The organism is Aestuariivita sp., from assembly GCF_021404545.1.
In the GTDB taxonomy this organism is placed as follows: Bacteria; Pseudomonadota; Alphaproteobacteria; order Rhodobacterales; family Rhodobacteraceae; genus Aestuariivita.
This window is the reverse complement of the sequence record NZ_JAAWWD010000008.1, coordinates 54,059-76,230: the sequence shown is the minus strand read 5'-3', so window position 1 is coordinate 76,230 and position 22,172 is coordinate 54,059. Positions and strand designations below refer to the sequence as shown.

The window sequence follows — 22,172 nt, the reverse complement described above, 5'->3', positions numbered from 1 at the left end:
CCCCCCCCCCAACCCCCACCAAATGGCATTCCCAAAGGCTCAGGCCCCCCCTAGGGGGATCGGTGCGGGGGCATTCCCCGAAATTTGCGACGCAATCGCACAGGTCTGCGATCTCTACTCGCCACAGGAGTGCTGGAATTACTGCAGGGCTGCCGGGTATGTCTCAAGTTAATGGCGGGAGACTTTAGACATCCCAACGCCAAGATCAGCCGCAATTTGCCTGCGTGTAAACCCGCTGGACAGCGCGATACGCACCGCATCCTTGCGGAATGCGTCCGTCCGTTTCAGCCCTATAGTCAGTCTCCTTTGTTTGAACCGCTCCTTGTTTGCCGGTGGCTCCAACTCATGAGCAAGATGGAGCATCATGACACAGGCAACGAACAAGTATTCCCCAGAAGTGCCCGAACGTGCTGTGCGGATGATATCGGATGGCGTGGGGCCGCATGAGAGCCGTTGGTCCACTGCCCGGCAGGCGATTGCGAAGCAATCTGCCGAGAGGGGCGATTGTATCGATTTCATCGAAGATCGGCTGCGCGGCGCAGACGCTAAAGGAAGGGGTCAAGAAGGTCGAAGTGGATCGGGATGAGCGCGGCGGCATCACCTCCGAACAAGCCGAGAAGCTGAAGGCCCTGGCACGCGAAGTGCGCGAGTTGAAGCAGGCCAATGAGATCCTGCGCAAAGCGTCCGCATATTTTGACCCCGCTCTCATCGCCGCAAGCGGCGACTGCCGCGCAGCGGGACGGAGCTCGACCGCCGCTTCAAACGATGATCCGGTTCATACACTGCCCGGCAGTCGAAACGCAGTTTCGATGAGAGGGGAAGATCACCGGGGTGATCATGGGGGCGAGCCAATCTGTCCCACTGCCTGACAGGGTATTGCGCAGCAATGCGATGATAGGGGAGGATGACTACTGTGCCCGGCGCGATTTCGGGAACCAGTACTTCGCGGATGTACACCGCGAAGGCAGGGCCATCTATTACCGGCAGTGCATTTTCGAAGAAAATGTCATGAGAGGCATTGCGCCCTTGATGACCCATGGCGCGATCATTGCGTCCTGGGTCAGTCCCGCGGTCAACGTTTGCGTTCCCCAGCTTCCAAAGGGCGCATCCATCGTCAGCCGCTCACCCCGTTTGGCCCAGCCGCGCAAGCGGATCAGGTTTGTCTTCTCCGCCGTTTCGTCGATAAAGACAACGCGCTCTGGCATAGCCCCGATGGCCGGAAGCCGATGCTTGAACCAATCGGCCCGCTGCTGCCTTACCTTGGCGCGACGGCGCTCGACCGCGACCAGCGACTTTTTTTGTGCGTGAACCCAAGCCGAGACAGCAGACTGGCGATGGAAGAGTGATGGACTTGCACTCCCTCTGCCGCAGCCAAGGCGTCGCGCAACTCGAACAGCGTGATGTCGGGGTCTTGTGCGATCAGTTCCTCTAAAAATGCCCGATGCGGGGCCAGCTTTCCCCGGCCACATGGTGGTCCCTGGGGCGCCGGTTCAGCATGACCTATGGTCCGAACCCGACGCGCCCACCTTGCCCCCGTGGCAGGTGACACCTTCAGACGCAAAGCCGCCGCACAACCGCTTAACCCTTCTTCAATATACTTCTGAAACCGCGTTCATAGCGCCGAAGGCAAAGGTGCTGACATGATCCATCTTCCCAATAAGGATGAATCACAAATCAGCATTCATGGGAATCCCAACGATTCAGGTTTTCGGCCGGACGCTTTAGTGTTCAGATTTTCTGCTTGGGATTTCGGATCTCGTCTTTGGGACGGTGAGGGCCGCCATTGCGCGTCCCTTGTGTTCGCTATGGAAGAGATCCTTTCTTGATGGCAGAGCTGGTCCGGGCAGCTCTATCAAGGCATCCCGGACGCCGGATAGCCCAGCCTGATGTTCCTCCAGAACGTCCCCTCTCGGCAGCATGCTTTGCATGCGCCTGCCGGGCAGCGCATGATCCGCCCTTCGCTGAGGCACCTCTCTTCACCGTCTGCCACCCCCCTTGGAAACCATGCTACCCTCAGACGCCGGACACATCAGCGAAATGGGTCAGAGACAGCGCCCCGATTGCCATGCATGTCCCCAATGGCGCATCCAGCCCGTCATCGTGATCAAAGCGCGGACTTTCTGGCCTCGGCCGGGACGCGTTGGACAACACATCGGCAGGTCACAAGCGGCAGATATGCGCCCTTGTTCTTCTTGCTTACAAATACGACCGCCGGAGGCATCGGCGCGTCAGCGCCCCTGAAAACATGACTGTGCGCCGGAGGCGCTCATCTCGATCAAGTTGAAGCTTGGAGACCGTCCAGAACGGCGCGCGCCGCGCGCAGGCCCGGCGGCTCTCCGCCCTGCCCCAAACGTTCCATCGTCAGGGCCATTGCCCGCTCTTGCGTGCCCGGATCATCGTAAGTGCGCTGCAGGGTCTTTGCGATCAGATCACCGCGGCAATCAGGTCCGAGGCATTCGGGCACGACCCGGCTGCTCGAGACCAGGTTCACCAGTGTCACAGTGTCGATACGCATCATGCGTTTGATCAGGATCCAGGTCAGGGTGTTGAATCGATAGGCGATCACCATCGGCGTGCGGGCTGCGGCCAGCTCCAGCGAGACCGTTCCGGACGCGGCAAGCGCCAGATTGGCCGCGGCAAAGGCGCCGCGTTTGCTCATGGCCGCTTGTTCGGGCTGCTCTTCGCGGGGGTCCAGAATGATCGGAGCGCCCGGCCAGTCCTGCGTGACGTCCTTCACCAGATCCGCCACCGGACCGGCTGCGGGAATGACCACCTGCCAGTCCGGTCCATTCCGAAGAAAAAGCCTCAGCGCCGCGCCAAAGGGTTGGGCGAGCCGTCCCACTTCGCCCCGACGCGACCCGGGGAGAACAAGCAAAATGGGCCGCTTTCCCAGGTCATAGGCATCGCGAAACCGGGTCGCATCGGCCTGGGTCGGTTCGGGCTCTGCCACAACCGGGTGGCCCACGAAATCGCTGCGCATTCCCGCGGCTTCCATGTAAGGCGGCTCGAACGGGAAAAGCGCCAGAACCTGATCGATCACCCGGGCCATCTTTTGCGCGCGCCCCGGGCGCCACGCCCAGACAGTGGGAGCGACATAATGGACCGTACGGATCTCCGAGCGCGCCTTGACCAATTTGGCCACACGGAGCGAAAAATCAGGGCTGTCGATGGTGATCATCACATCCGGCTGCGCGGTCAGCGCGGCCTCGGCGGTCTGGCGGATCCGGCGTTTGAGATGGGCGTATTTCGGCAGGATCTCAGCCAATCCCATCACGCTGAGCTCTTCCATCGGAAAAAGGCTTTCAAGACCTTGCGCCGCCATTTCGGTGCCGCCGACCCCTTCAAACCCGACCTCCGGCACCAGGTGACGCAGCCCGGCCATCAGCGCCCCGCCCAGCCGGTCTCCCGATGGCTCTCCGGCCAGGATAAAGACACGCATCAAGGCATCTCTCTGACCGTCAGGAAGAGGCCCGCCCGATCACAGAGCCGGATCACCTCGGCGCGTTCAAGAACGATGACGCCCCCGGCCTCAAGGGCAATCCCGCGCAACCCCGCGCGGGCCGCCCCGTGCACAGTGCCGGGGCCAATGGTGGGCAGATCCGCCCGCCGGTCCTGACCCGGCTTGGGGGCCTTGTAAAGAAGCCCCCGCGCGCCCTTGAGCCGCGCGCGCTCGGCCTCCTCGCCAGAAAGCCAGTCGGCGGCGTCATCCAGAACGTCGCCAACACTGTCCATCAGCCAATTGAACGGATCATCGGCGGGCGGCACGGGCCGGGATCCCGGGGCCGCCAGATCGGTCAGCATCGCATCGGTCCCCCGCGCATCCTCACGCGCCAGAACGAGGCCGTCCCGGATCACGCAAGCCTGCCCCTCGTCGATGCGGGCCATTTCCGCCAATGCCTCACGGGCCGCCGCGATATCCGCACGCACCGCGTCATCGGCCGGGGCCTGGCTGAGCGTTCCGGTGGGCGGCAACAGGCCAGGCGCGATGTCATGGGCCGCGCGGACGGTCAGGCCCGCCTCCTCGAACACCGCGATGATCGCGCGCAGGGCGGCATCGTCGCCTGGCTGCAATGCGCGTTGCAAGATAGGCACCAGTGGCAGTGTCGCGGCATCTATGGCCGCCAGATCCACCTCGGGCCTGCGCACCGCGCCGCAAAAACAGACCTCGGTCACACCCCGCGCGCTCAGCGTCTGCAAGAGGGTTCCGAGATGTTCCAGACGGAAGGTGATCTCCGGCTCAAGCCCGTCAGGGTCATTGCCCCGCAGGCTACAAATCAGCGGCCGATCCATTTCGGCGGCAACAGCGGCGGGGAGCCTGCCCCGGCCTGCGATAAGGGCCTGTCCTCTCATGGCCCGGCCTATCCGGGCGTCAGGAAAGACCGCTCAGTGTCGCCAAGGACAAAGCGGACGATATCCTGAACATAATCGCTGTCGTTTTCATCCCCCAGTCGGCGCGCCCGGTCCTGGAAGGTTCCGTCCCCCTGCGCCAGCATCTGGAACGCAGCGCGCAGAGCGGTGATATCTGCCCGGCTGACCCCCCGCCGCTTGAGCCCAACCAGGTTCAACCCATCCAGCACGCCGCGGGGGGCCTGCACCAGACCGTAGGGGATCACGTCATGGGTCACCATCGTCACAGCCCCGATGATCGCCCCGCGCCCGATGCGGACAAACTGATGTATCCCGCTGAGCCCGCCGACGATCACATCGTCCTCCAGCACGCAATGGCCCGCGATCGCGGCGGAGTTCACGACGATCACCCGATCGCCCACCTGCGCGTCATGGGCGATGTGGCACCCTGCCATGAAAAGCCCGTCCTCTCCGATCCGCGTCACGCCCCCGCCGTTCTCAGTGCCCGCGTTCATCGTCACATGCTCGCGGATGCGGTTGCGCGCCCCGATCCTCAGGCGGCTCTTCTCCCCCTTGAATTTCATGTCCTGGGGAATTTCACCAATTACCGAAAACGGGAACACGACCGTATCCTCGCCAATCACGGTATCGCCGGTCACGACCACATGGCTTTTCAGTTCCACCCGATCGGCCAGCACAACATCCGCCCCCACCACGCAGAACGGACCGATGACACAGCCCTGGCCCACCTGTGCGCCCGGCTCGACCACCGCGCTGGCGTGTATCTGGGCGGGAACGCTCATTCGGAGGGCATGTCCATCATCGCGGTAAACTCGGCCTCTGCCGCCATATCTCCATCAACCGTCGCGACACCGGCAAACCGCCAGACCTTGCCGCCGGGCCTGCCCCGTATCGTGGTCAGGCGCATCTGGAGCACGTCGCCGGGCACGACCATGCGGCGAAACTTGCACTTGTCGATGGCCATGAAATACACTTTGAGATCACGGTCGACAACCTCAAGCGCAACGCCCACCATCACGGCAGCGGTCTGGGCCATCGCTTCGATGATGGTCACGCCGGGCATAATGGGATTGCCCGGAAAATGACCCTGGAAATGCGGTTCGTTCATGGTGACATTCTTGATGCCCAGCGCGGACTGGGTCCCGTCGATCTCGACGACCTTGTCCACCAGAAGGAATGGATAGCGATGCGGAAGGATGCGCTGGATCAGGCCGATATCAGCGCGTTTGAGCTCGGTGTTCATGTCGTACATCTGCCTTGGTCTTTGAGTGTTCTGCGTGACTAGCAAGCCGCTGGTGACAGAGCAAGCCGCGCTGTCATTCGGGACGCAGGGCCGCACCATCGCCGATTGCCTGGTCAATGCGCTCGATCGCCTGTTCGGTGATATCGGTGGCATTGAGGCTGAGAAAGACGCTGCCACGCTCAAGAATGACGGCGGCACCCGCGTCGCGCATCAGTTGTTCCAGAACCGGGGCAATAGCTTGCAGGAACACGACGCGGTCATTATCGCGGCGTTGCGCCAGAGTGCGCGCCTTGCCATCTTGCGTGCGCCGGATCTCTTGGACCTTTTCGTCGAACGCATCCGCCAGCGCCCGGAACGCGTCCGGGTCCATCGTGGCCCGCCGCTCGGTCAGCAGCCGCTCCTCTTCCATCAACTCGGCCTCGATCCGCCGGTTTTCGGCCGCCAGAACGGCGCTTTCTGCCTCGACTTCCTGGGCGATCCGCGTGCCAAAGGCCGATTGCGTGAACAGCCGTTCGGATTCGACGGTCAGAATAGGGCTCTGGACCGTCCCCAGTTGCTGCGCCGCGCCCGGCGTAATGCCCACCAGACCCAGCGCATAGACAAGACCCACGCTTTGTACAAAGGCGAGAAAGGTGGCCCGCCGGATCATGCCCCGCCTCAGAACTGCGTCGACAGCGTGAAGTCGAAAGATTGCTCCTGGTCAAAGCTCTCTTTCTGGAACGCGTGAGAGAAGTTGAACCGCAATGGGCCGATTGCCGTATCCCAAAACACCGACAGGCCAATCACTTGCCGCGCCGAGCCGTCCGCGCCGACGATTGTGGCCCCGGTCGTGTTCACATCGCTCAGATCCCACAGGTTCCCGATGTCGTAGAACAGGCCCCCGCGGATCCCGAGTTCCTCGGGCAATCCCAGTGGGAATTCGGCCTCGAACCTGGCAACGGCATAGAGGTTGCCGCCCAGCGCATCGTCAGCGCCACCGGATTGGTCGCGCGGCCCGATGCCTGCGGGCTCGAACCCGCGCATGATCGACGGGCCGAGAATGAAGCGGTCGGTGATGCGGCTCGACCCGGTTCCGCTCCAGGCCAATGCGCCCCCTTCAAGCGAGGCACGCAATGTCACCTCTTCGTTAAACACGCGGGTCTGGGCGGTCATTTTGGCGGTGGTCTTGATAAACTCGTTGTCACCGCCGATCCCGGCGAAATCCTGTCCGAATTCAAAGAGGATACCCGCATTGGGGTTCAGCCCGCTCAACCGGCTGTCAAAGCTGAACGTATAGCCCAGCCCGTTGCTCGACCGCGCGCCTTGCGCAATCTCGTTGGCGATCACGGCCCCGGTCGTCGCGTTGGTCCGGGTCAGCATCTCGGTTTCATCGAAAAAATAGCGGATGGACAGGTTCGAGCGTTCACCAAGTGGGAACGTCAATGCCGGGCGAAAAAAGATCCGCTCGGAATCGTAACTGGCAAAGCTGGAATCCTCTTCGGTATAGCCGATCCCAAGGTCAAAGCGCAGGTTGCGCCCCAACAGACTGGGTTCGGCAAATCCAAAGGTATAGATCTCGGAGTCTTCGGCGGTCGACCAGTTCAGAGACAGGCTCTGACCGCGGCCCAGGAAATTGCTTTCCTGAATACCCAGTGCAACACCAAACCCGTCGTTGCGCGAAAACGATCCCCCGATATTCAGGGACCCGGTAGGTTGTTCATCCACATCGACATCGATCACGACCTGATCCGAGGTCGAGCCTTCACGCGCTTCGACCGAGGCATCGGCGAAAAAGCCCAAGGCGCGAATGCGTTCGGCGCTCTCGCGGATCTCGCGGGGGTTGAAGGGATCGCCCTCCACCACGCGGAACTGGCGCCGGATCACCTGATCCAGCGTTGTGGTGTTCCCTTCGATATCGATGCGCTCCACAAACACGCGGGGTCCACGGGTCAGGACGAATTCAACATCCAGGGTAAGGTCGCGATCGTTGCGGGTGACGCGCGGCTCAACCCGCAGGAAATCAACCCCGTTGCGCAGCGCCAGACGCTCCATTCGCGCGATCGAGGTCTCGATCAGCAGCGGTGAATAGACCACGCCGGGGCGAATACGCAGGGAGTCCTGGTAGACCTCGGCATCGACCCCATTATAATCGCTGACGGTGGTGATCTCACCGAATTTGAACTGCTGCCCTTCCTGAATGTTGACCACCAGGAAGAACGCATCACGCTCCTCGGTCAGTTCGGCATTGGCCGAATTCACCCGGAAATCGACATAGCCGCGCGAGAGGTAAAAGTCGCGCAGCACCTGCCGGTCAAAATCGATCCGGTCCTCGATCAGCGTATCGGCCCGAATGAAGGCCCGCAAGAAATTGGCCTGTTTGGTCTGCAACACGCGGCGCAGACGCCGGTCCGAATAGACACGGTTTCCGACAAAGCTGACACGTTCAACCTCGATCGCGCCGCCCTCACCGATCTCAAAGATCAGATCGACCCGATTGTCGCTGCGCCGGATAATGCGCGGGCTCACCGTGACCGCGATCCTGCCCTGTTGCGAATAGGCCTCGGCAATGGTGTTCGCGTCACGCTCGGCCTGCGCGGGGTTGAAGACCTGGCGCGGGGTGCTTTCGATGAAGCCTGCCAGATCCTCATCGTCGATCCGGCGATTGCCCTCGAAATTCACGCGGTTGATCGTCGGGAACTCGACCACGCGGATCACCAGCGTCCCGCCTCGGGGTTCCAACTCCACGGTCTCGAAAAGACCGCTGTCGAGAATGCGCTGGTAGGCGTCGTTCAACTCACCGCCGGTGACCGCCTGACCCGAGGCGATTCCCGCGAATGTCGTGATCGTGGCCGTATCGATGCGCTGATTGCCCTCTACCTGGACCGAACTGAACCGGAAATCCTGAGCCTGCGCGGCACTTGCGGAAACGGCCAAGGCCGTTGCAATCGCAAGGAAAAACAGGGTCGCCCAACGATACAAGATGTGGAGTTGACCTGACCTCGATGCGCAGCATGTATGCGCTTTCGTCCCCAATCCCATAGCAGCACGACCCGTTTTTTTGCACCTGATTGGGAACGTGAGTACCGGGATTACAGAGCCTTGTCAAAAGCAAGAATGCGATCAAAATCAGGGACTTTGGCGCATCTTGGGCCGTCTGTGGGAAAGTGGCTCACAAAGAGCCGATATAGAGCCCTGCCAAAAGCGATACAGAGATCGCAAAGACATAGATGATCCTGTCCCAGTTCAACTCGACCATCAGGCCCAGCCCCCGGTAGGATTTCATCAGCATAGTCATGGCGCACCTATTAAGCTCACTGTGATACGCGGGAGCGTAGCTGCTCAATATGGCAGAATTTTGTCTGAGCGAGAGCGCCCGGCCTTTTCCCGCCGATCCGCGTGATCATCACCCCCGATCCGCGGATCAGGGGCAGAAGATATCGTTGCCAATCGCAAACAGCATCAACGTCAGGATCAGCGCGATGCCGGTGGCCATCAGAACCTGCAACGCCCTGTCACTGGGGGGGCGCCCCGAGACAGCCTCATAGGCATAAAACACAAGATGTCCCCCGTCGAGCGCGGGAATCGGAAACAGATTCAACAGCCCCACCGCCACCGACAGAACCGCGATGAACCAGATGAAACTCTCGGCGCCCTGGCTGGCCAGCGACCCCGAGGTTTCGGCGATACCGATCACACCGGACATGTTGCAGGTGCTGATCGCGCCGGTGATCATATGATAGATGCCAGACAGCGAGCTTTCGATCACCGACCAGGTCTGGGATACGCCGCCGCCCAAGGCCGCGCCGATGCCGGTCGCCTCGGTCGCGGGTTCGATCGCCATGCCACCGACGATACCGATACGCCATTCGGTGCTGAAACCGCCCTCGGGCTGGGGCTCGTCCACCCGTTTGGGGGCCAGCGCAAATTGCAGGGTCTGCCCCTCGCGCCAGACATCCAGCAACAGCACACGGCCATTCGACCCCTCAACGCTGCGTTTGAGCTGATCGAAGGCGAAAATCGGTTCGCCATCAATTGCCGTGATCACATCGCCGGGTCTGAGGTCAATGTCATCCGCCGCACTGCGCGGAGCGACCCTTTGGATATATGGGGGCAACAGGAACGGCCCCGCCACGATTGTTTCGCCCCCATCGCGCCGCACCGTGTAATCCAGCGTGCGCCTCTCGGGCATCGCGTCGCGAAACGGATCCCACGCCTCCACATCATCGAATGCAGGCGCAGGCACGCCCGCGACCGCCACGATCTCATCGCCGGGCTGCAACTCCTGCGCGCCGCCGGGCAGGGTCAGAACCTCGCCCACTGTCAGCGGATCGCGCGGTTGACCCTGAACCATGAACATCCCGGCAAAGACCAGAATAGACATGATAAAATTGAACGCAGGGCCAGCCGCCACCGTCAGCGTCCGGGCCCAGAGCGGGGCACCATGCATCGTGCGCCTGAGTGCGGCGGGATCCTGCGCCACCTCCTCCATCGCCTCGGCATCCTTGCCCGAGGCGGCATTGGCGTCGCCCGCGAATTTCACGAAACCGCCAAATGGCAGGGCCGCGATCTGCCAGCGCGTGCCGCGCTTGTCCACCCGGGAATACAGGATCGGCCCGAACCCGAGCGAGAACACATCCGCATGGATCCCCGACCAGCGGCCCACGATGTAATGGCCATACTCATGCACGGCCACAATCACCGAGAGCGCCACGACAAAGGCCAATATGGTCAGGGCAAAACCGCCGAACTGGGGAAGAAGTCCAATGATATCCAAATTCTATCCTGCTCGCTCTGCCATGACCTGATCGGCCCGCTCTCTGGCCAAATGGTCCGTCTGCATAACGTTATCAAGGGTCATTTCGGCGTCAATTCGACCCGTTTCCGCATCGAACCGGGTCAAAACCTCTTCCACGATCTCCGCCATCTCCAGAAATCCGATGTGCCCAGCGATGAAGGCATCAAGGGCCCGCTCTTTGGCGGCGTTGAAGACCGCACCCGAGAGGCCACCCCGTTCCATCACCGCCCGCGCCAGACGCAGCGCCGGATAACGACGCAGATCCGGCTCCCGAAAGGTCAGCTGGGCAATCTGCGGCAGATCGAGCCGTGCCACCGGCAGATCCCGCCGTTCGGGGTAATGCAGGGCATAGCCGATCGCATGTCGCATATCGGGCGGGCCGACATGGGCCATGAGCCCGCCATCGACAAATCCGACGATGGCGTGGATCAGGCTTTCAGGGTGAATGACGGTCTCGATCTGATCTGGTCGGACGCCAAAATACTCTTTGGTTTCAATCAGCTCCAGCGCCTTGTTAAACATCGAGGCAGAATCGATGGTGATGCGCTGTCCCATATCCCAATTGGGATGCGAGGACGCTTCGGCCAGCGTCGCGTGTTCCAACGCCTCAAGCGGCCAGTCGCGAAAGGCGCCACCGCTGGCGGTGATGATGATCCGTTCAACCGTGGCCATATCCTCGCCCACGAGACCCTGAAAGACCGCCGAATGCTCGCTGTCGACAGGCAAAAGATGCGTATCGTGACGCCGCGCGGTGCTCAAAATCAGCGCGCCCGCGCACACGAGCGATTCCTTGTTGGCCAACGCCAGCACGGCACCCTGCTCAAGCGCGCAAAGACCCGGCTTCAGCCCTGCGGCCCCGACTATGGCCGACATCACCCAATCGGCGGGGCGCGACGCGGCCTCTTCCAAAGCCGCCTGCCCGGCTGCGGCCTGTACGCCGGATCCGGCCAGTGCGGCGCGCAGATCCTCCAGCCGCGCCGCATCCGCCGTCACCGCCACCTGGGCGTTCAGCCGCCGCGCATCCTCGGCCAGCTGGGCGATATTGCTGGCCCCTGTCAGGGCCACCACCTCGTACTCGCCCGGTGCGCGCGCAATCAGATCAATCGTGTTCTGCCCTACAGATCCTGTCGCCCCCAGGATCGACACCCGCCGCACCATTATGCCAGCCCCGGAGGAAAACCGATGATCTGCCCTACGATCAGCAGAAAGACCGACGCGCCCAGCATCCCGTCGAAGCGATCCAAGAGGCCTCCATGTCCGGGGATGAGCGAACTGCTGTCCTTGACCCCCATCTTGCGTTTGACGGCACTCTCCGAAATGTCGCCCATTTGCGATGCCATGGAAACAGCGGCGGAAATCCCGATCAGCTCAAGCCCAACCTTGGTGGTCAGCGCAAAGACAAGCCCCACCAGCGCGGCTGCGATCCAGCCCGCCACGGTGCCAGACCAGGTCTTTTTCGGGCTGACCCGGGGCCAGAACCGGGGACCGCCCAGCATCCGGCCCGCGAAATATCCAGCCACATCGGTCGACACCACGACAAGCGCCAGCCACAGCATCCAGACAAAGCCGAAATCGTCGCGCACCGACATCATGCCAAACCCGGCAAGCAGCACCAGGATGACAAAGATCATATAAAGGCGGCGATGCTGGTCCAGCCAGGCCAGGCCGACAATCGCGGGCGCCATCAGGAGCGGCAGCGCCACGCCCGCGGGCAGATAGATCGCAACCATCGACGCGATGCCCGCCATCAGACCCAGTTGCCAGGCCACATTGGGCACGCCCGGGGCCAGCATCCGCACCAGTTCCCATACCATCGCGCCGCAGATCAACGCCACGAAGCCATGAAAGATATCGCCGCCCGCCGCGACAGCCGCCAGACCGATCGCCAGCATAACCGCGCCCGATCCCATACGGACGATCAGATCGTGCCATTGCGCGGCCGTGTTCATTTGGCAACCGCGCCAAAGCGGCGGTCCCTCGTTCCGAAAGACCGGCAGAGGCGCTCCAACTCGGCGGCCGAGAAATCGGGCCAAAGCGTGTCGATGAACTCGTACTCCGCATAGGCCGATTGCCACAGAAGAAAATTCGAAATCCGCGCCTCGCCGCTGGTGCGGATAACCAGGTCGGGATCCGGCAACACCCGCGTATCGAGATAGCGCGGCAGCGTCTCTTCATCGACATCCGCGGGCTTGAGATGGCCATCGGCCACATCCTGGGCCAGCCGTTTGGTCGCGCGCGCAACTTCGTCCCGCGACCCGTAATTCAGCGCGACCGTCAAATGCACACGATCATTGCAGCGGGTGATTTCTTCGACCTCGTCCATCAGCTGAACCAGTTTGGCATCCAGCCGCACCCGATCACCGATGAACCGCACCCGCACGTTTTCGGCGTTCAGCGCCCGCAGCTCCCGCGAGATATAACGTCGAAAGAGGCTCATCAGACCTGCAACCTCGACCTGGGTCCGCTTCCAGTTCTCGGTCGAAAAGGCAAAGATCGTCAGATATTTGATGCCCAGACGCGGACAGCATTCGACGACCTCGCGCACCCGCCGCGCACCGGCATGGTGGCCGAAAAGCCGCGGCCGCCCGCGCGCCTGTGCCCAGCGGCCGTTGCCGTCCATGATGATCGCCACATGGGCCGGGCCGTCAAACCCCGCAAGCGTCGGGGTGTCGTCGGCAAGGTCATGGGCCGGGTCCTTGGGCATGGGCTGGCTCAGACCTGCATGATTTCGGATTGCTTGTTTTCCAGCGCCTTGTCGACGGCGGCAATCATCTTGTCGGTCAGATCCTGCACCTCGGTCTCCCAGAATTTCTGGTCATCCTCCGACAGCCCGTCGGCCTTGGCTTTCTTGATCTGGTCCATCCCGTCGCGGCGGATATTGCGGATCGAGACCCGCGCGCCTTCGGCATATTGGCCGGCAACCTTGCCCAACTCACGCCGCCGCTCTTCGTTCAGCTCGGGGATCGGCAGCATGATGATGGTGCCGTTGGTCTGGGGATTGATCCCCAGCCCGCTTTCGCGAATGGCTTTTTCGACCTTGCCGACCAGCCCCTTGTCCCACACGTTCACGGTAACCATGCGTGGCTCGGGGACGTTCACGGTGCCGACCTGGTTGATCGGGGTGGATGCGCCATAGGCATCCACCATCACCGGCTCCAGCATCGACGCGCTGGCCCGGCCCGTGCGCAGCGAGGCGAACTCGGTTCTCAAAGACGCGATGGCGCCGTCCATACGGCGCTCCAGATCGTCGGTATCAAGCATGAAATCGTCTGACATGGGCCTGCTCTGTCTTTAGGGTTTGCATTGCTATAGCCGCTTTGCAGCGGCGTTGTATAGGTTTAGCCGTGTACCTTGGTATAGGTGCCCCGCCCCGCGAGGATCCCCCGGAAGCCGCCCGGCTCATCCAGCGAAAAGACGATGATCGGCAGATTGTTGTCGCGCGCAAGGGCAATGGCCGACGCATCCATCACGCCCAGACGTTTGGTCAGGCAATCGTCATAGCTGACCTCGTCATAGCGTTTGGCATCGTCGAACTTGTTGGGGTCCTTGTCATAGACCCCGTCCACCTTGGTGCCCTTGAAGATCGCCTCGCACGACATCTCGTTGGCGCGCAGGGTGGCGGCGGTATCGGTGGTGAAATAGGGGTTGCCGGTGCCCGCTGCGAAGATACACACCCGTTGTTTTTCCAGGTGCCGCACGGCGCGGCGGCGGATATAGGGTTCGGCCACCTCGTTCATGGTGATGGCGCTGATCACCCGGGTAAAGACGCCGCGCGCCTCCAGCGCCGACTGCATCGCCAACGCGTTCATCACCGTGGCCAGCATCCCCATGTAGTCAGCGGTCGTGCGCTCCATCCCCTGCGCGCTGCCCTGCAGCCCGCGAAAGATATTGCCGCCACCGATCACCATGCAGATCTCGACGCCCAGATCATGGACCGACTTGACCTCATCGGCGATGCGTTCGACCGTGGGCGGGTGCAGCCCGAACCCCTGATCTCCCATCAAAGCTTCCCCCGAGATCTTAAGCATCACGCGCTTGAATTTGGTATCGGGAAGGTCTGATGGGGTGTCGGTCATGTTGCGCTCCGCCTTGGCACCGGATTATTTGAGCGCAAAATGTCCCAATTCCGCCCGGGTTTCAATGCGTGCCGCGCAGATCAGCCCGCCCTTGCCGCAGGACCTCGCGCCCATCATGCAATTGCCCCCCATTCCATCTGATCTGCCGGTGCTGATCGCGGGGCCCACGGCCTCGGGCAAATCCGCGCTTGCGATGGAGATCGCCGCGCGTCACGGCGGGGTGATCGTGAACGCGGATGCCAGCCAGGTCTATGACTGCTGGCGCGTGGTCACCGCACGCCCCACCCTCCAGGACGAGGCCCGCCAGCCCCACCGGCTTTATGGGCACGTGCCATGGGACGCGACCTATTCCGCCGGGCACTGGCTGCGTGAGGTGGCGCCGCTGCTGAGCGGGCCGCAGCGTCCGATCATCGTCGGGGGTACCGGGCTCTATTTCATGGCGCTTACCGAAGGGCTGGCGCAGATCCCGCCGACACCTGCGGAGCTGCGGGCCCAAGCCGACACCCTTGATCGCGAGGAGATGCTTGCGGATCTCGATCCCCGGACGCGGCAACGGATCGACCAGGTCAACCGCGCCCGCGTGCAGCGCGCCTGGGAGGTTCAATCGGCCACCGGGCGGAGCCTGGCGGCCTGGCAGGACGACACCCCCGCCCCGCTGTTGCCCCTTCAGGCGGCGACGCCGATTGTGTTCGACATATCCAAGGAATGGCTGAATGCGCGTATCTTTGCGCGGTTCGAGCACATGCTGGATCTGGGCGCGCTGGAGGAAGTGGCCGCAATGGCGCCTCACTACGACCCGGCCATGCCCGCGTTCAAACCGATTGGAGTGCCTGAACTGATGGCCCATATCACCGGCGAAATATCGCTGGAAGAGGCCCGCATCCGCGCCTCTGTCGCGACCCGTCAATTCGCCAAGCGGCAGCGGACTTGGTTTCGCAAACGCATGCTGAGCTGGCATCGCGTAAGCCCAGGATGACCTCCTCAACCTAAAGCGGACCTCTTCACATTTTTGAAGATGTCGCTTTCAGCCCAGCCGTATGTCGCATATGGTACATGAAAAGGCGAATGCAGCCGTTGACCTGCCCGGTAAACTTGTGCCGAATGGGGCCCAAGGATCGCTGTAAAACAAGATCCGCGTGATCAACAAGGTGTGTGCCGCTCATGGCGGAGCGAATGGACGCCACATGGCGAGCCATCCTCACCGTTCAAAAAAAGGGAGATATGATGTCAACCGAAACCATTAACGGAAAGCCTGTTCATTGGGCGGCGAAAATGCACGCTCAGGAATGTCTTGACGGCAAGCTGAGCCGCCGCGAATTCCTCACCCGGGCGACCGCTTTGGGTGTGACGGCAATGGCCGCCTATGGGATGATCGGCCTGTCCGCTCCCGTTCAGGCCGCGGGCCATGCCCAAGCCGGGGGCACGCTGCGCGTGCAGATGAGCGTGCGGGCCTTGAAAGACCCGGTCACCTATGACTGGTCCGAGCTTGGCAACCAGACCCGCGGCACCATGGAATATCTGGTCGAGTACAACTCAGACGGGACCTTCCGCGGTATGCTGCTGGACGGCTGGGAGATCAACGATGACGCCACCGTCTACACGCTGAACCTGCGCCAAGGCGTCAAATGGAGCAATGGAGACGATTTCACCGCCGAAGACGTGGTGCGCAATCTGGTCAAATGGTGCGACGGGTCGATTGAGGGCAACTCGATGACTGGTCGGTTCGCCTCCCTGGTGGATCCTGACACCAACGCCGCCATCGAGGGCGGCATTGAGATGATCGATACACACACCGTGCGCCTCAATCTGCCCACGCCCGATATCTCACTGATCGCGGGCATGTCGGACTATCCGGCCTGCATCACCCATTCAAGCTACCAGAACGACGACTTTACCGCCAATATCGGCACCGGTCCTTACGTGATGGAAGAGCTTGAGGTCGGTGTGAAATGCACCCTGGTGCGCAACCCCGACCACACATGGTGGGGGACCGAGGTTTATGGCGGGCCCTATCTGGACCGGATCGAGTATGTCGATTTCGGCACCGATCCGTCGGCCTGGGTGGCGGCGATCGAGTCTGATGAGGTCGACATGCTCCACGAATCCGTGGGCGAATTCATCGACGTGCTCGACGCGCTGGAATTCGAGAAGTCCGAAGTGGTCACCATGGGCACCATCGTGATCCGGCCCAACCAGCTGGCCGAGATCGACGGCATGCAGCCCTATGCCGACAAACGCGTCCGCAAAGCACTGCAAATGGCCATCGACAATGAGATCTGCCTGGAGATCGGGGCCGGCGGTCGTGGCATTGCGGCCGAAAACCACCACGTGGGACCGGCGCATCCGGAATACACCGAACTGCCGAAACAATCCGTGGATCCCGAAGGCGCGCGTGCGCTGATGGAAGAAGCCGGCATGATGGATTTCGAGCATGAGATCCTGTCGATTGACGATGACTGGCGCAAAAACACCACCGACGCGGTGGCCGCCCAGCTGCGCGATGCGGGTTTCAAAGTCAGGCGGACGGTTCTGCCCGGGTCCACCTTCTGGAACGATTGGGTGAAATACCCCTATAGCTCCACCAACTGGAACCACCGGCCGCTGGGCGTGCAGATCTGGGCGCTGGCCTATCGCTCGGGCCAGGCCTGGAACGAGTTTGGCTGGGAAAATGCCGAGTTCGATGCGATCCTGGCAGAGGCCCTGTCGATCGCGGATGCCGAGAAACGCTCCGAAGTGGCCGCGCGCGGCATGGCCCTGATCCAGGAAGAAGGCGTGACGTGCCAACCTTACTGGCGCTCGCTTTATCGTCATCACAAACCGGGGATCGTGGGGGCCGACATGCATATCGCGTTCGAGCATCACCACTATAAATGGGGCTTTGCGGCCTGACGATACAATGACTGGGGCCGGGCCGCGCGACACAGCGCGGCCCGGCCTTCCGGGATGACCCGGCAAGAATGACACAAAACGCCGGATCGCGGCGTGATCGAGACCTGACCAACAGGGGATCTTATGGGACTGTTTATCCTACGAAGAACAGGCGTGATGATATTGACGGCCCTGTGCCTGACATTCGTCGTGTTCTTTATGACAAATCTATATCCAAACCTGGAAAAGCTCGCCAAGACCCAGGGCAATTTCCGGATGTCCGACGAAGCGGTGGCAAGCTTTCTGGAAAGCAACGGCTATCTGCAACCTGTCGCCATCAAATATGCCCAGTGGCTGGGTGTCGCACCGGGATGGGTGCGCGAGGCTGACGATGGCTTGCGCGGACGCTGTGTCCGGGGGACCGTGAGCGCCGAGGAGATGGCCGATGCGCCGCGCTTCTGTGGCATCCTGCAGGGCAACTGGGGGTATTCCACGGTGTTTAAGGATGATGTGGGCTCTCTCGTCTCGCTCCGATTGGGTTTGACCGGCAAGCTGATGTTCTTTGTGCTGATCCTGATGGTGCCCATGGCGCTGATCGTTGGGGTTCTTGCGGGCATGCGCGAGGGGTCGGTGACCGACCGGTCGCTGTCGACCTTTTCGATCGCGACCACGGCAACGCCGGAATATGTCTCGGGCGTGATCTTTATCGCGGTCTTTGCGTCTTCAGCCGTCGGGCTGAGATGGTTCAAGGGCACCGCGACGGCTGCGATGGAAAACGCCACGTTCGAGAATTTCTTCCTGCCGGTGCTGACAATCTCGCTTTATGGGATGGGGTATATCGCGCGGATGACGCGCGCCTCGATGACCGAGGTAATGACCGCGCAATACATCCGAACCGCCCGTCTGAAAGGCGTGTCGTTTCCCAATATCGTGATGAAGCACGCATTGCGCAATGCGCTGATCGCGCCGTTTACGGTGATCATGCTTCAATTCCCCTGGCTTCTGAACGGGGTTGTCATCGTCGAGACGCTCTTCAACTACAAGGGCTTTGGATGGCTCTTGGTTCAGGCGGCCGGTAATAATGACATCGAACTGTTGCTGGCGGTTTCGGTCGTCTCGGTGATCGTGGTCCTGGTGACACAGCTGATATCGGATATCGGCTATGTGTTCCTGAACCCACGCATCCGTATTTCTTGAGGGGGCGGTTAAGATGGAACCATTGACCTGGGCCGATATCATCGGTCGGATGTTCTGGCAGTTCATGCCGGTTTGGATCGCGCTGATCGTGCTGTTCGCGGTCTCGGCGGCCTTCAAACGCAAACTGGGCCTTTATGGCAAGCTTTACGACAGCCCCATCGGCCTGATCGGGTTTGGCCTTGTGATGTTCTGGGTGTTTACCGGCATTTTCGGCCAGCTCGACCTGATCATGACCCACGACCCGCTCTCACAGGTCTCGGGGATGAAGAACGAACCTCCCGGCACGGCGATGCGCAATCCGGGCGAGGGTGAATATGCGTACTACCTTTTGGGCGGCGACAATCTGGCGCGTGACGTGTTCAGCCGAATGGTGGATGGCGCCTGGGTGGTGGTGCAGATCGCGCCGCTGGCCACGCTCTTTGCCTTTATGGTGGGCATCACGCTGGGGCTGCCTGCGGGGTATTATGGCGGAAAGCTCGACACGCTCTTGTCGTTTCTGGCGAACCTGATCCTGGCCTTCCCGGTGATCTTGCTGTTTTACCTGCTGGTCACACCGGAGATCGTGGAGACGGGTGTGCCCAATTATATGGCAACCGTTCTCTTTATCTTCCCGATCATCTTTGTGGGCGTGCTGTTGAACTCGCGCTATTACACGCAGCCCAAGTTCCGCACGCCGCTGTTGATCGGGGTTCTGGGCGTGATGCTGTGGATTTATCTGTCGCTGATTTCCGAGGTCGGCTCGCCGGTGTCGGTGCTGCCGGGCATTGTCGATCTCTTCGATATCCCGGGTGGGATCCTGGTGGTGTTCGTGTCGGTGGTGTTCGTGAACTCCCCCACCGTGTTCCGGATCGTTCGCGGCCTGGCGATGGATATCAAGACGCGCGACTATGTGGCCGCGGCCCAGACGCGCGGCGAGGGCCCGTGGTATATCATGCTGTGGGAGATCCTGCCCAATGCGCGCGGCCCGCTGATCGTCGATTTCTGCTTGCGGATCGGCTATACCACCATCCTTTTGGGCACGCTGGGCTTTTTCGGCCTGGGCCTGCCGCCGGAGAGCCCGGATTGGGGGTCGACCATCAATGAGGGGCGCAAGCTCTTGTCGATCTATCTGCACCCGGCCCTGCCACCGGCATTCGCGCTTTTGTCGCTGGTGCTGGGTCTGAACCTGCTGGCCGACGGTCTGCGGGAAGAGAGCCTGAAGGATTAGGGCGGGCCTGGTCCAGCTCGGGGGGAACAGTTTTGGGCGAAGACTGTTGCCCGCCCCCGGATCGGCGCGCGGCATGACATCGACGGCGGACCGGGGGCCAGCCCCCGGACCCCCGGGAATATTTTCGGCCAGAAGAAGCGCAGGCCGCGCGCTGGCCCGAGAGGGAGACAGAGATGAACAAACTCGACGATTATGAAGGCCCGATCCTGGAGATCGACAAACTTTCGATCTCGTTTTTCACGCGCCTGCGGGAAATCCCGGCGGTGATGGACTTTTCCGTGGCCGTGCAGCCGGGCGAGGCGGTGGGCCTGGTCGGGGAATCGGGGTGTGGTAAATCCACCGTGGCATTGGGGGTGATGCAGGATCTGGGCAAGAATGGCCGGGTCGTCGGCGGCACGATCAAGTTCAAGGGCCGCGATCTGGCCGAGATGAGCGCCGAAGAGCTGCGCGATATTCGCGGCAATGAGATCGCGATGATCTATCAGGAGCCGATGGCCTCGCTCAACCCAGCGATGCGTATCGGCAAACAGCTGATGGAAGTGCCGATGATCCACGAGGGCGTATCCGAAGAGGAAGCCTATCAACGCGCGCTGGAAGTGGTCACAGACGTGAAGCTGCCCGATCCCGAACGGATGCTGAAATCCTATCCCCACCAGCTTTCGGGCGGGCAGCAGCAGCGGATCGTGATTGCGATGGCGCTGATGTCCAAGCCCGCGCTGCTGATCCTGGACGAGCCCACAACCGCGCTTGACGTGACGGTGGAGGCGGCGGTGGTCGAACTGGTCAAGGATCTGGGCAAGAAATACGGCACGTCGATGCTCTTTATCTCGCACAATCTGGGGTTGGTGCTGGAAACCTGCGACCGGCTTTGCGTGATGTATTCGGGCGAGGCGGTGGAGCGCGGGTCGATCAAGGATGTGTTCGACGAAATGCAGCACCCTTATACACAGGCGCTTTTCCGGTCGATCCCGCTGCCCGGCGCCGACAAGAACTCGCGCCCGCTTGTGGCCATTCCAGGGAACTTCCCGCTGCCCCATGAGCGGCCCAATGGCTGCAACTTTGGCCCGCGCTGCGACTATTTCGAGGCCGGGCGCTGCGATGCGGGCGATATTCAGATGTTCGATGTGCCCGGCAATGACCGTCATGCCACCCGCTGCCTGCGGTTTCAGGAGATCGACTGGCATGCGCCTATCACCCTGGCCGACACAAAGGAAAAAGGCGAGATCGGCGATGTCGTTCTGAAAATGGATAACCTCAAGAAATACTATGAGGTGGCGGCCAATGCGCTTTTTGGCGGCGGCGACAAGAAGGTGGTCAAGGCCAATGAAACGCTGTCATTCGAGGCACGCGAATCCGAGACATTGGCCATCGTGGGCGAATCCGGTTGCGGCAAATCCACCTTTGCCAAGGTGCTGATGGGGCTGGAGACAGCAACCGAAGGCCAGATCCTGCTCGATAACCGCAATATCGAGGATATCCCGATCGAGGCGCGCGATGCCAAGACGGTTGGCGAAATCCAGATGGTGTTCCAGAACCCGTTCGATACGCTCAACCCATCGATGTCGGTGGGCCGCCAGATCATGCGGGCGCTTGAGATCTTCGGTATCGGCGACAATGACCGCGAGCGCAAACAGCGGATGCTGGAATTGCTCGATCTGGTCAAGCTGCCTCGCGCCTTTGCCGAAAGGATGCCACGTCAGCTGTCGGGTGGGCAAAAGCAGCGTGTCGGGATTGCCCGCGCCTTTGCGGGCGGCGCACGGATCGTGGTCGCGGATGAGCCTGTCTCGGCCCTCGATGTGTCGGTGCAGGCGGCGGTGACCGATCTTTTGATGGAAATCCAGCGCAAGGAAAAGACCACGCTGCTTTTCATCTCGCATGATCTGTCGATTGTGCGGTATCTCAGCGACCGGGTTATGGTGATGTATCTGGGCCATGTGGTGGAGCTGGGCACGACCGAGCAAGTCTTTGCCCCGCCCTATCACCCCTATACCGAGGCGCTTTTGTCCGCGGTGCCGATCGCCGACACGTCGGTCAAAAAAAAGCACATCGTTCTCGAAGGCGACATCCCGTCAGCCATGAACCCGCCCTCGGGCTGTCCATTCCAGACGCGGTGCAAATGGAAATCCGAAGTTCCGGACAATCTGTGTGAGACCGAAGTTCCGCCCGTGCGCATGCTGGAGGGCGCGCATCAGCTCAAATGCCATCTGAGCGATGAGAAACTGGCGCAGATGGAGCCAGTGATCAAGATCGCCGCCGAGTGAAAATCACGCGATATCTCGGACAATGGCGGGGGCTGATGCTTTGTCCGATGCAGGCTGAACCGGACGCGCGCCCCCTGCACGCGCGGACCCCACCCTCCGTGCTGTGTGGATTGGCGTTGACGGGCGAGCATCTCTCCGCGATGTGGCAGACTGATCGTCAGCGTCTCCATTCAAGAAC

General features: G+C 61.5%; 17 protein-coding genes and 2 pseudogenes. 6 read left to right on the top strand and 13 right to left on the bottom strand.

The annotated features are described in order from the left end of the window. Positions 1–174 precede the first annotated feature (174 nt). Positions 175–294: pseudogene (locus HEP69_RS05625) on the bottom strand (IS3 family transposase); the annotation flags it as partial. A 70-nt stretch (positions 295–364) separates the two neighbouring features. On the opposite strand from HEP69_RS05625, the pseudogene HEP69_RS05620 reads away from it, so the two are divergent. Beyond that, positions 365–701: pseudogene (locus HEP69_RS05620) on the top strand (hypothetical protein); the annotation flags it as partial. A 1,574-nt stretch (positions 702–2,275) separates the two neighbouring features. On the opposite strand, the gene lpxB reads toward HEP69_RS05620, so the two are convergent. The 12 genes from lpxB to pyrH all read right to left on the bottom strand — a co-directional run bounded on the left by lpxB (position 2,276) and on the right by pyrH (position 14,461). Further along, positions 2,276–3,439, bottom strand: coding sequence for a lipid-A-disaccharide synthase (lpxB, locus tag HEP69_RS05615; protein ID WP_290557579.1), 1,164 nt, complete (start codon positions 3,437–3,439; stop codon positions 2,276–2,278). After that, positions 3,439–4,350 carry a UDP-2,3-diacylglucosamine diphosphatase LpxI gene (gene lpxI, locus HEP69_RS05610; protein ID WP_290557578.1) on the bottom strand — a complete coding sequence of 304 codons (912 nt, stop codon included), beginning with the start codon at positions 4,348–4,350 and terminating at the stop codon, positions 3,439–3,441. The genes lpxB and lpxI overlap by 1 nt, the downstream gene beginning before the upstream one ends. An 8-nt stretch (positions 4,351–4,358) precedes the next feature. Continuing rightward, positions 4,359–5,150, bottom strand: coding sequence for an acyl-ACP--UDP-N-acetylglucosamine O-acyltransferase (lpxA, locus tag HEP69_RS05605; protein ID WP_290557577.1), 792 nt, complete (start codon positions 5,148–5,150; stop codon positions 4,359–4,361). Continuing rightward, positions 5,147–5,611, bottom strand: coding sequence for a 3-hydroxyacyl-ACP dehydratase FabZ (fabZ, locus tag HEP69_RS05600; protein WP_290557582.1), 465 nt, complete (start codon positions 5,609–5,611; stop codon positions 5,147–5,149). Before fabZ ends, lpxA begins: the two co-directional genes overlap by 4 nt. Before the next feature lie 73 nt (positions 5,612–5,684). Continuing rightward, a complete protein-coding gene (locus tag HEP69_RS05595; protein WP_290557576.1) occupies positions 5,685–6,260 on the bottom strand; it encodes an OmpH family outer membrane protein in 576 nt (191 codons plus the stop codon). Between the two features lie 8 nt (positions 6,261–6,268). Continuing rightward, complete coding sequence (bamA, locus tag HEP69_RS05590; RefSeq protein WP_290557575.1) at positions 6,269–8,629, bottom strand: outer membrane protein assembly factor BamA; 2,361 nt, start codon at positions 8,627–8,629, stop codon at positions 6,269–6,271. Positions 8,630–9,011: 382 nt separating this feature from the next. Continuing rightward, positions 9,012–10,364: an RIP metalloprotease RseP gene (rseP, locus tag HEP69_RS05585; RefSeq protein ID WP_290557574.1), complete on the bottom strand. Its 1,353-nt coding sequence runs from the start codon at positions 10,362–10,364 to the stop codon at positions 9,012–9,014. A 3-nt stretch (positions 10,365–10,367) separates the two neighbouring features. Beyond that, positions 10,368–11,540 (bottom strand): 1-deoxy-D-xylulose-5-phosphate reductoisomerase, encoded by a 1,173-nt coding sequence (gene dxr / locus HEP69_RS05580; protein ID WP_290557581.1) that lies wholly within the window; start codon positions 11,538–11,540, stop codon positions 10,368–10,370. Positions 11,541–11,542: 2 nt separating this feature from the next. Beyond that, the gene (locus tag HEP69_RS05575; protein WP_290557573.1) at positions 11,543–12,334 is read right to left on the bottom strand and encodes a phosphatidate cytidylyltransferase; all 792 of its coding nucleotides are present in this window, start codon (positions 12,332–12,334) and stop codon (positions 11,543–11,545) included. Further along, positions 12,331–13,089, bottom strand: coding sequence for a polyprenyl diphosphate synthase (gene uppS, locus HEP69_RS05570; RefSeq protein WP_290557572.1), 759 nt, complete (start codon positions 13,087–13,089; stop codon positions 12,331–12,333). The genes HEP69_RS05575 and uppS overlap by 4 nt, the downstream gene beginning before the upstream one ends. Before the next feature lie 8 nt (positions 13,090–13,097). Then, positions 13,098–13,661, bottom strand: a complete 564-nt coding sequence (gene frr, locus HEP69_RS05565; RefSeq protein WP_290557571.1) for a ribosome recycling factor — start codon at positions 13,659–13,661, stop codon at positions 13,098–13,100. Between the two features lie 62 nt (positions 13,662–13,723). Next, the gene (gene pyrH, locus HEP69_RS05560) at positions 13,724–14,461 is read right to left on the bottom strand and encodes a UMP kinase (protein ID WP_290557570.1); all 738 of its coding nucleotides are present in this window, start codon (positions 14,459–14,461) and stop codon (positions 13,724–13,726) included. Positions 14,462–14,576: 115 nt separating this feature from the next. Here pyrH and miaA point away from each other — a divergent pair, with 115 nt between their 5' ends. The 5 genes from miaA to HEP69_RS05535 all read left to right on the top strand — a co-directional run bounded on the left by miaA (position 14,577) and on the right by HEP69_RS05535 (position 21,994). Continuing rightward, positions 14,577–15,437, top strand: coding sequence for a tRNA (adenosine(37)-N6)-dimethylallyltransferase MiaA (miaA, locus tag HEP69_RS05555; protein ID WP_290557569.1), 861 nt, complete (start codon positions 14,577–14,579; stop codon positions 15,435–15,437). A 248-nt stretch (positions 15,438–15,685) separates the two neighbouring features. Then, entirely contained in the window at positions 15,686–17,350 is a 1,665-nt protein-coding gene (locus tag HEP69_RS05550) for an ABC transporter substrate-binding protein (RefSeq protein ID WP_290557568.1), read from the top strand. A 123-nt stretch (positions 17,351–17,473) separates the two neighbouring features. Next, positions 17,474–18,526, top strand: coding sequence for an ABC transporter permease (locus tag HEP69_RS05545; protein WP_290557567.1), 1,053 nt, complete (start codon positions 17,474–17,476; stop codon positions 18,524–18,526). Positions 18,527–18,539: 13 nt separating this feature from the next. Then, positions 18,540–19,733, top strand: a complete 1,194-nt coding sequence (locus HEP69_RS05540) for an ABC transporter permease (RefSeq protein WP_290557566.1) — start codon at positions 18,540–18,542, stop codon at positions 19,731–19,733. Positions 19,734–19,906: 173 nt separating this feature from the next. After that, positions 19,907–21,994 (top strand): ABC transporter ATP-binding protein, encoded by a 2,088-nt coding sequence (locus HEP69_RS05535; RefSeq protein ID WP_290557565.1) that lies wholly within the window; start codon positions 19,907–19,909, stop codon positions 21,992–21,994. Positions 21,995–22,172 lie beyond the last annotated feature (178 nt).